The organism is bacterium, assembly GCA_030654305.1.
In the GTDB taxonomy this organism is placed as follows: Bacteria; Krumholzibacteriota; Krumholzibacteriia; order LZORAL124-64-63; family LZORAL124-64-63; genus PNOJ01.
Genome location: JAURXS010000443.1, coordinates 1 through 5,489, shown reverse-complemented (window position 1 = coordinate 5,489; position 5,489 = coordinate 1). Strand labels below are relative to the sequence as shown.

Sequence of the window (5,489 nt, the reverse complement as noted above, 5' to 3'; positions counted from 1 at the left end):
GCCGGCGCTGGCAAGTGGCAGCCATCCCACACGTTGGCGCTGTGATTTCGCGTTCCCGGCCCCGCCGCAACCTTGCTGTTTCGCGGGATCGCACCTGCGACTATCATGGCCGGAGCCTGTCCGACAACCGACCGGGAACGGTGATGATGCTCGACGATAAGACGCTGGACCTCCTGCTCGACGGCAAAGACAACGGCGAAGGCGATACCGCCTCTCGCGCCGCGCGCCTGCTCGCTGCCGCCGAAGCGGCGCTGCGCGACGGCATCGACCTGCCCGACGCCGTCTGGCGGCGCTGGCTCGACGGGACCCGGTCACCGGAGCTGCTGGCGGCGTTGCCGGACGCCGCCACCCGCGAGCGCTGGGCCGAGGCGGCCATCGCCGCGACCCGCCTCAGCGGCACCACGCTCGAGACGCTGCTGGACCAGCGCGTCGCCGCCCACCCCGAGCGCACCTGGCTGCGCGAGCCCGACACCGCCGGCGCCGGCACCTGGAGCTACGCGCGCGCCCGCCGCAAGGCCCGCGCCTACGCCGCGGCGCTGCTGCAGTCCGGCCCGTCGCCGCGCGTGGCGCTGCTGACGCCCAACTCGGTGCGCGGCGCGCTGGCCGACCTCGCCTGCCTCCTGCACGGCATCCTCGTGACGCCCCTGTCCCCGCAGACGGAGGCCGGCGAGCTGGCCTGGATCCTGGCCCGGCTGGACATCGACACGGTCATCGCCGGCAACGACGAGCAGCTGGATCTCGCCCGCCGCGCCGCCGCGGCCGCCGGGCGGCGGCCGCGCCTGCTGCACCTGGACGAGGGCCAGCGGGGCGAGGGCTCGACGCTGCTGGACGAGATCTGCGCCGGCCTCTCGGCCGGCGATGTGGACGCCGCGCTGGCGGCGCACCCACGCCTCGGGCTGGACGACGTCGCCACGGTCATGTTCACCTCCGGGAGCACCGGCACCCCGAAGGGCGTCGCCTTCTCGCTCGGCAACCTGGTCAGCAAGCGGTTCGCGCGCGCGGCCGCCCTGCCGCAGGTCGGCCGGGACGAGGTCCTGCTCTGCTACCTGCCGCTCTTCCACACCTTCGGCCGCTACCTGGAGCTGCTCGGCACGATGTTCTGGGGCGGCGAGTACGTCTTCGCCGGGAACCCGTCGCGCGAGACGCTGCTGCGCCTGCTGCCGCTGGTCCGCCCCACCGGCCTGATCGGCATCCCCCTGCGCTGGAGCCAGCTGCGCGAGGCCTGCCTGGCGGGGCGCGGCGAGGAGGCGGGCGAGCCTTCCCTCGATGACGTGCGCGCGACGACCGGGGACCGCCTGCGCTGGGGCCTGTCCGCCGCCGGCCACCTCGCGCCCGAGGTCTTCCGCTTCTTCCATCACCACGGCGTCGAGCTGTGCAGCGGCTTCGGCATGACCGAGGCCACCGGCGGCATCACGATGACGCCGCCCGGCGACTACCGCGACGACTCGGTGGGCCGGCCCCTGCCCGGGGTGCGGGTGCGTCTGGGCGAGGAGAACGAGCTGGAGATCTCGGGGCCCTACGTCGCGGCCTACCTCGACGGCGAGGGGCGGCCCGGCGACGGCGCCTGGCTGCGCACCGGCGACATCTTCCGACGCCACGACGACGGCCACCTCGAGATCGTCGACCGCCTCAAGGACATCTACAAGAACGCCCGCGGCCAGACCGTCGCCCCGCGCCGCGTCGAGCAGAAGTTCACCGGCGTGCCCGGCATCCGGCGCGTCTTCCTGGTCGGCGACCACCGCACCGACAACGTGCTGCTGATCGTCCCGGACCCCGGAGACCCGGTCCTGCAGGGGGAACCGCAGGACGAGGACGCGCGCACCTACTTCGGGCGGATCGTCCACGCCGCCAACGCCGACCTGCTCTCCTACGAGCGCGTCGTCAACTTCGCGGTGCTGGACCGCGATTTCGACGCCGACCGCGGCGAGCTGACGCCCAAGGGTTCCTACCGCCGCAAGGCCATCGAGGAGAACTTCGCCGCCGTCGTCGACGAGCTGTACCGCAGCGACGCGGTGAACCTGGCGCTGACCGGCGTGCGCCTGCGCGTGCCGCGCTGGCTGATCCGCGAACTGGGCCTGCTCGAGACCGACCTGGAAGCCGGCGGCGACCGCGTGCGCGACCGGGTCGGCGGCCGCGAGCTGGCGGTGGTCCCGGGCGGTGGCGGCCGCTGGCGCGTGGGCGACCTGGAATACGAGGTCGCCGGCGGCGTCATCGACCTCGGGCTGCTGGCCCGCCAGCCGCTGCTGTGGGTCGGTAACCCGGCCCTGGCCGCCTTCTGCCCCGTGCGCGACGGCTGGGACACGGCCCTGACCTCGATCACGCAGCACGTCCACCTGCCGCACCCCCTGCCCGCGGGCGCCGGCGCGGCCGGCGCGGAGGCGCCCGGCACCCTGCAGGACCAGCGGCTGTCGCGGCTGCACGAGCTGACCCGCGAGGCGTTCTTCGGCGGCGGCGAAGCAGCCTCCCGCGCGGTAGACGGCTTGGCGAGGGCGCTGCAGATCGCCGACCACCGCACCGCCGAGCTGCTGCGCCGCCGTCTCGAGGCGCTGTCATGCCACGCGGAGATGCCGGTGCGCAGCGCCGCCTACCGCGTGCTGCTGCTGGACGAGCCGGCGCCGGACTACAGCCAGGTGCGGCCCAAGTTCCTGCTGTCGGGCCTGCCGTTCCTGGACGAGGACAGCATCGCGGCGATCACGCGCGGCGGCTTCGAGGAGCGGCGGCTCGAGGCCTTCCGCCTGCGCCTGCACGCCTACCGTCAGCACCTCACCTGGCCCGCCGACGACGCCATGCGGTCGCAGCTCTTCATCATCTTCAAGCTGCTCTCGGATTTCGCGCGCCTGCAACCCGCCTACTACGGCACCGTGCGCGACGAACTCGTCAGCTGGGTGCTGCTGCGCGAAGATCCGGTCCTCGCCGCGCACGCCGAGCGGTTCGCGCTGGAGCTGGCCGACTGGTACGAAGCGGCGCTGGACCGCGCCCTGCCCCACCGCGGCCCGGGCGCCTGGCAGGACAAGATCCTCTACCAGGACGGCATGTCCGCCGAGGAGATCCGGCGGCTGGAGGAGGTGCTGGTCGGCACCACCTTCCTGCAGCAGTCGGTGAAGCTCACGTCCGACGGCGAGGATTTGGACCTGCGCGAGGTGCCCCGCGAGGGCATCTGGATCGGCCGCACCGCCGTCCGCCACCGCCAGCGCATCTACCGCATCAGCGTGAACACGGTGCAGGGGAAGCACTACGACCTGCTGGCCGTCATCTGGGACCGCGACCTGCTGGACGAGGACCGCAGCGAGATGCTCACGACCATCTTCTGGCTGATCGCGCTCGGCGGCCACCCCCACGGCCCGCCCGTCCTGCCGCGCTTCGGCTGCTACCGGCCGGCCATGGGCGCGCTGTCGCTGGCCTTCGTCAGCGACCTCTCGGTGTGGGAGCGCATCCGGGAGTACGCCGGCGACTGGTCGCAGGTCCCGGGCGAACCGCGCGACCCGGGCTGGCGCCGCCTGTTCGTGCAGGCGCTGGCCGCGGTGTTCCGCGGCTGGGCCATCAGCGGACGGCGCATCGTGCCGGGCATGGTCACGCCCTCGAACGTCGCGGTGTCCGAGCCCGACTTCCGCGAGGGCGCCCGCATCCTCTCGATGACCGGCTGGTCCGACTACACGGGCCCGCTCGACCTCGTGCGGCCCATGCTGCGGAACTTCTTCAAGCAGACCACGGTGACCTACCCCTGGACGGGGCGGCGCCTGGACCTGGCCTGGATCGCGGACGCCTGCGTCGAGGCGCTGGGCGTCGGCCGCGCGCGCGAGTTCCTGGCCGAACTGCTGGCCTCGCTGGAGGACCTGCCGCTCGACAGCCACCGCGGCCAGCTCGGGGAGGTCCTGCGCGGCTACCTGCACCGGCTCGACGAGTCGCCCTACGAGAGCTGCGCCCTGCGCGGCGCGGTGAACCGCTTCCGGCGGTGGGAGCTGTCGAACCCCGACGCCTCGCCGCGGGCGCGCGGGCAGATCGTCGAGGAGATGCTGCGCCTCTACGGCCTGGGGGACCAGCCCGAGCTCGAGCGCTACCTCCTGTACCGGCGGACCTGGTTCCGGCGCGCTTCCGACGCCACCCAGGCCGCCTTCGACGCGCTGATCGCCGCCCTGCACCGCGAACCGGCCACGCCGGCGACCCGGCGCGTCGAGCTCAACGCCCTGCAGGAGACGCTGTCCGAGCCCGAGGACCGCCACGCCTTCCAGCGCCTGGCCTTCCCCCACTCGGCGGCGGACCAGTCCGCGCAGCTGCTGGCCGTCGGGGACAGCGACCACCGCCAGGTCATCGTCTCGACCCGCATCCAGGACAAGACCGGCACCGCCTACTCGGTGCGCGAGCCGGTCGAACCCTCGGAGTACGGCCGCCTGTACCGGCTGTTCTTCAAGTCCGGCTACTACAAGACGATCTCCGAGCGCGACAGCTTCGTCATCGTGCTCGACGCCCAGGAGCGCATCGTGGGCGGCATCTGCTGGAAGGAGATCGAGCCGGGCGTGGTCCACCTCAACGGGATCGTCGTGGCCACGCCGCTGCTGGGCCGCGGCATCAGCAGCGTGCTGATCGAGGACTTCTGCACGCGGATGGCGAACCTGGGCCACCAGGCCGTGACCACCCTGTTCGTGCTGCGCCCGTTCTTCGAGCGGCACGGCTTCCACCTCGACAAGCGCTGGGGCGGGCTGGTCCGCCCGCTGCAGCGGCAGACGCCCTGACCGCGGCCGCCGGAACGGCGGTCGCAACCACGGAGGACGGGAGATGAACTATCCGGTCTGGGAACTGCCGATGGGCGGGGGCATCCTGATGGCCCTGGTCTCGGTGCTGCACGTGTTCGTGGCGCACCTCGCCGTCGGCGGGGGGCTGTGGCTCGTGCTCGCCGAGGGCGCGGCCCGGCGTCGCGACGACGCGGCGCTGCTGTCCCTGGTGAAGACCCAGAGCCGCGCCTTCCTGCTGCTGACCCTGGTGTTCGGCGCCATCACCGGCGTCGGCATCTGGACGACCGCGGCGCTCATCTCGCCCCAGGCGATCCTCGCCCTGATCCGCGCCTACGTGTGGGGCTGGGCGATGGAATGGGTCTTCTTCATCGTGGAGATCGCCGCGGCCCTGGTCTACTGGTACGGCTGGGACCGCCTGGACGCGCGGACCCACCGGATCGTGGGCTGGATCTACTTCGTCGCCGCCTACATCAGCCTGGTGATCATCAACGGGATCGTCACCTTCATGCTGACCCCGGGCGGCTGGCTCGGGAACCACGAGTTCTGGACCGGCTTCTTCAACCCGACCTACTGGCCGTCCCTGGCCCTGCGCTCGGCCGCGGCCGCGATCCAGGCCGGGCTGTTCGTCCTGGTGACCGTGGCCTTCGCGAGGCGCGGCGACACCCGCGCGGCGGACGCCCGCGCCTGGGCCACGCGCCACGGCGCCGTCTGGGTCGCGGCGGGCGTCGCGGCGTTCGCGGCCGCGCTGTTCTGGTACCG

At 73.0% G+C, this 5,489-nt stretch carries 2 protein-coding genes; both read left to right on the top strand.

Translation table 11 applies throughout. The features are described 5' to 3' along the window. Positions 1-143 precede the first annotated feature (143 nt). Positions 144-4,730, top strand: coding sequence for a GNAT family N-acetyltransferase (locus tag Q7W29_12885; GenBank protein MDO9172714.1), 4,587 nt, complete (start codon positions 144-146; stop codon positions 4,728-4,730). Positions 4,731-4,773: 43 nt separating this feature from the next. Next, on the top strand, positions 4,774-5,489 hold a 716-nt coding region (locus Q7W29_12880; protein ID MDO9172713.1), incomplete at its 3' end, for a cytochrome ubiquinol oxidase subunit I.